Origin of the sequence: Candidatus Nitrospira nitrificans, from assembly GCF_001458775.1 — a bacterium.
Lineage (GTDB): Bacteria > Nitrospirota > Nitrospiria > Nitrospirales > Nitrospiraceae > Nitrospira_D > Nitrospira_D nitrificans.
In genome coordinates, this window is sequence record NZ_CZPZ01000026.1 from 1 (window position 1) to 4191 (window position 4191).

The window sequence follows — 4191 nt, forward strand, 5'->3', positions numbered from 1 at the left end:
GGAATTATCAAGATGTCCGTTGAAAATGTTCTGAGTCGCTCCATGGTTATGGCTCTTGTCAGGCTGCCTTCTTGCTCGGCACAGAGGCCGCCTCTGTCTGCTCGGTCTCAATTGTGGCCCTGATCTGCGTAATCTCGGCATAGCCCTTGACCTTCCGGAACCGCTGCTCACAGCAGAGCAGCACGGTCCCCAGCCACCGCTGAAGCATCACACTCCCGCGGATTCGCTTGAGGTTCCGCTCACTGTGCCGGACCAGCGAGAACATGCTCTCGATTGGATTGGTGGATATGAGCGTCTTGCGCAGCAGGGGCGGCACCTTCAGCCGATGCAGGGTCAATAATTCCTCAAAGGCTTCCCGGAGCGATGTGGCCGCTGATTCGTTTTTGGTTCGGAGCCAGGCCTCCAACTCCTGCAGCATCCGCCTCGCGTCGGCATAGCTGGTCTGCTCCAACGCCGTCATCAGCCGCCGATGCGCCTCTGCCCGATACGGCTTTGCCAGGTGCCGCTGTAGATTCCGGCTCTTGTGAATAGCACAGCGTTGATGCACCAGCTTCTTACCGAACCGGGCTCGAAGCGCCTTGATCAGCCCACTGCCGCCATCGGTGACAAACAGAATTCGGCGGGAGAGGACCAGCCCGCGACGCTCCAGGTCCACAAACAGCGCCTCACAGATCTCGTGATTTTCTGAAGAGCCCTGCCAGAACCCCAAGGCCTTCTTCTCCCCACCCTGGTCCACCCCCAGGGCGACGAGAAACGCCTCGCCCCCTCGGTGGATGGTGTCGAGGAAGAGGGCAAATGGCGTGACGTCGGCCAGAGATCGTTGTTGGAACGCCTTCAGTTTCGTCGCGGTCAGCTCCACGAGCTTGCGAGAGACCGAGGAGGCGGACACGCCGAACGCCCCTGCGGCCTCGATCACGGTGTCCGCGTAGCGCTGCGCCGACACGCCTCGGAGAATCTTCGCCAACAGTTCCTCCGAAAATGCCCCCGGCGCACGCATCCGGGCATAGGACTGCAGGGTCAGCTCTCCCTGCGTCACGTGCCGCAAGCGGGGGCGCGTCACCTTGACCTTCTGGTCTCCCAGGAAGATCGAGCCGTCCTCATGCGCCCACTTTTGAAGAGCAGGGTCCGTCGGATGGTAGTCCGGTCCCGCGATCTCCTCGCGCTCCATCAGCATGATACTCTCACCCACCATCCGTCCCATCTCCAGCATCACCGCATCCAACGCTTGTTTCCCGGAGTGAATGACACGGACCAGGGTCCCCAGCATTCGGTCCTCACCCGTCATCGCTCGCAATCCTGCCAACACCTGTTTCCGTTGTCTGGTCTCCCGCCTCATCGGTGGCTCCTTTCCTGTGTGCCCGTAGAGTATTCCACGGCAGGAGCCCCTCATTCAAAATTCAACGGACTTCAATATAACTCCATTTTGGCGATCACATCAGCCTTCTTGATAATCTTCACCTGCACGGTGGAGGACGATTCGACTACTTCAAACAGATTCGTACTGTTCGTCCGACGGATATAGATCCTACTCAGACTGAGCAAAACCAATCGGATATCGCCTTCAGCCCCTCCGTCGGCGTTACCTATCAACCGTGGAAACCCATAGCATTGTTCGCCAACTATACAGAGTCGTTTTCCCCACAAGCGGGTGGAACCAGGAGCTTCGCCGGGACGTTGTTCGATCCAGAACGAGGCAAGGCTTATGAGGGCGGCGTCAAATTTCAATTCTTCGAGGACAGATTACGGGCACGCGTTGCCGCCTTTCACATCAAGAAGAAAAACGTCTTGTCGACCGATCCTCTTAACGGATTCGAATTTTCCGTGCTAACCGGTGAACAGCGCAGTCAAGGCATCGAATTCGATGTGGCGGGAAGACTTTTGCCTGGCTGGGATATCATCGCCAACTATGCTTACATTGACGCTCGGATCACCAAAGATCTGATGTTTCTTGAAGGAAGCCGGCTCAACAATTCCGCTCTGCATCAAGGCAGCCTCTGGACGACGTATTTTCTCCAGGAAGGTCCGCTCAAAGGCCTCGGTGCCGGAGTGGGTATGTACGCGCAAGGGAAACGAAATGGGACGTTCCAATGTACGGATCCGGCCAATTGCGCGGCACCATTCGAGCTCCCAGGGTATGTCCGTATGGATGCAGCCGTGTATTATCGGAAGCCGGAAATCTTCAGCCGAACCAATTTACTTGCGGCCGTCAACTTTACCAATGTATTGGACCAACGATACTTTACGGGCACACTCGACATCCGAGAAGTGGTCTATACTGGTGCGCCGCTTACTATAATCGGGTCTTTGAAGCTGGAGTACTACTAATCGGGAAACTCCTGTCCGGCATAAATGGGGATCTCTTGTAAAAGTGAGCGCATTAATGACACCTCATTTCATTCTTGACCCCACTTGTCGTGGCCTTCCTCCTGAGCGTACTTCAGCAACACGTCAGGGTATGCACTGAGCGTGAATAACCGTGAAGCTGTCCCCATTTCCCTAGCTCAACGCTATTGAGCGTATCTTTGAGCACAACAGGCCAAGTCTGGCATCATCGGCGAAACATCGGCGTGAACTTGCCGTATCCGCACCGGTTTTCCGGTTAGCCAAGCCGGAGGTCAGCGCTTGTATTTGTTGTTTCACCGAGTAGCGATGCTCGAGCTCGCATTGCCGGACTTCCGGCAGGGCATCACCGGCGCGTTGGAACCAGGCGAGTCGTGTGAAGAGGCGGCCATGCGCGAAGTGTGAGGGGTGAATGAGAATCGCCACGTGCCAGCTGCCGGAAGTTCATGGCGATGTGACTCGCGCCCTATCACTGATGAGCGTGTACTCGCTCGAGGCGGAACGTCGCGGCGCCGATCTCGTCTGCTTCCCCGAGTGCTTTCTTCAGGGCTACGACATTCGTCCGGAACACATCGCCGGTGTCGCTGTGGAGCTCGGCTCGCCCATCATTGATGACACGCGTAGATCTTTGAGCGCCGTCCAGCCTGTCATCGTCTTCGGTCTGATCGAAAAAGCTGGTCGCGTTGCTTTCAATTCGGCACTGGCGCTACAAGGCGGGAGGGTCATCGCTCACTATAGGAAGACCCACCTGCTTGAGAGTGAAGCACGCGTGTTCGCGCGCGGAAGTGGTTCCCCCATATTCGAGGTCCGAGGGACCAACGTGGGGATCAACATCTGTCATGACCTGAGTGTCTCCGAGTCGGTCGAATCCGCTGCGGCTTCAGGGGTGAGAGTGCTCGCATGTCCATGCAACAACATGCTGCCGCGTGACGTAGCGGAGGAATAGAAGACTCGTCATAACGAAATGAGATCACGTCATGCCAAAGCACATGGTGTGTGGATCGTATCGTCTGACGTCACGGGCGAACGGGACCAGCGTATATCGTATGGCCCAACGGCCGTGATTGATCCGCAGGGAACCGTCATCGCACAGGTCCCACTTCAAGAAGCGGGAATGGTCGTGGCGGAAATTCACTAGTGATATTGCAGGCGAATACCGCGAGGCGGGGCTGTTCTGGGTTTTGCACGCCGGCAAGCACTGACCCGCGACTTCGGACTATGGCATGGGTGGCCAGCAATGGAGTCGTGTATCTTTCGAAATAGAGAGGTCGTGATTATGAGGAAGCGTCTCGTATGACTACGGACCCGCTCGTGACAGCGATGCTTCCCATGCTGCATCGGCTCTGTGACGGCAGCGTCAGTATTGCTATCGGCGGATCACGAACCAAGGGATCCGCTGATCGGTGGTCTGATTTGGACGTATATCTCTTTTCGATGACTGTCCGCTCGCGTCCAGGCCGGGAGGCTTTGGTCTCGACCATGCTGCCGAATGCCTGCGAGGTGAGCTCATGGGGATGTGACGACCCGTTCGTGGAGGGCGGCACTGATTTCACGATCGACGGGATTCGTGTGGAATGCTGGCATCGCCACGAAGCTTCCGTGTAAGAGAAGCTGCATGCCTCATTGAACGGAGAGATCAGGCGTCAGTATTCGGCCTGGGCCGTCATGGGATTCTTTGACCATGCGGCGCTTGCGGACATTCGCTCGATGGAGATCGTGGACGATTGATCTTCCCTCGATTTCATGGACACGTGGTTACGCGACTGCTGCCCGCGCTTCATACTCAGCTGGGGAGTGATAGCCGAGGGTTGAGTGCCGACGCTGCCGATTGTAGAACCCCTCGATGTATTC

General features: G+C 56.9%; 4 protein-coding genes and 1 pseudogene. 3 read left to right on the top strand and 2 right to left on the bottom strand.

Annotated features, from left to right (window positions below):
• Positions 1 to 58 precede the first annotated feature (58 nt).
• Positions 59 to 1336 carry an IS256 family transposase gene (locus COMA2_RS14065; protein WP_175304358.1) on the bottom strand — a complete coding sequence of 426 codons (1278 nt, stop codon included), beginning with the start codon at positions 1334 to 1336 and terminating at the stop codon, positions 59 to 61.
• Positions 1337 to 1434: 98 nt separating this feature from the next.
• Here COMA2_RS14065 and COMA2_RS14070 point away from each other — a divergent pair, with 98 nt between their 5' ends.
• From COMA2_RS14070 to COMA2_RS14080, 3 genes and pseudogenes are all read left to right on the top strand, one after another.
• The gene (locus COMA2_RS14070) at positions 1435 to 2325 is read left to right on the top strand and encodes a TonB-dependent siderophore receptor (RefSeq protein ID WP_090899491.1); all 891 of its coding nucleotides are present in this window, start codon (positions 1435 to 1437) and stop codon (positions 2323 to 2325) included.
• 427 nt (positions 2326 to 2752) lie between these two features.
• Positions 2753 to 3478: pseudogene (locus COMA2_RS14075) on the top strand (carbon-nitrogen hydrolase family protein).
• 155 nt (positions 3479 to 3633) lie between these two features.
• Positions 3634 to 3945 carry a nucleotidyltransferase family protein gene (locus COMA2_RS14080; RefSeq protein ID WP_090899497.1) on the top strand — a complete coding sequence of 104 codons (312 nt, stop codon included), beginning with the start codon at positions 3634 to 3636 and terminating at the stop codon, positions 3943 to 3945.
• 150 nt (positions 3946 to 4095) lie between these two features.
• Here the strand turns inward: COMA2_RS14080 and COMA2_RS19850 are convergent.
• Positions 4096 to 4191, bottom strand: a 96-nt coding sequence (locus COMA2_RS19850) for an IS3 family transposase (protein ID WP_139076923.1), incomplete at its 5' end; no start/stop codon positions are given.

Coding starts and splice junctions, on each gene's coding strand:
- COMA2_RS14065 (WP_175304358.1), bottom strand. CDS start 1,336: ATGAGGCGGGAGACCAGACAACGGAAACAGGTGTTGGCAGGATTGCGA.
- COMA2_RS14080 (WP_090899497.1), top strand. CDS start 3,634: ATGACTACGGACCCGCTCGTGACAGCGATGCTTCCCATGCTGCATCGG.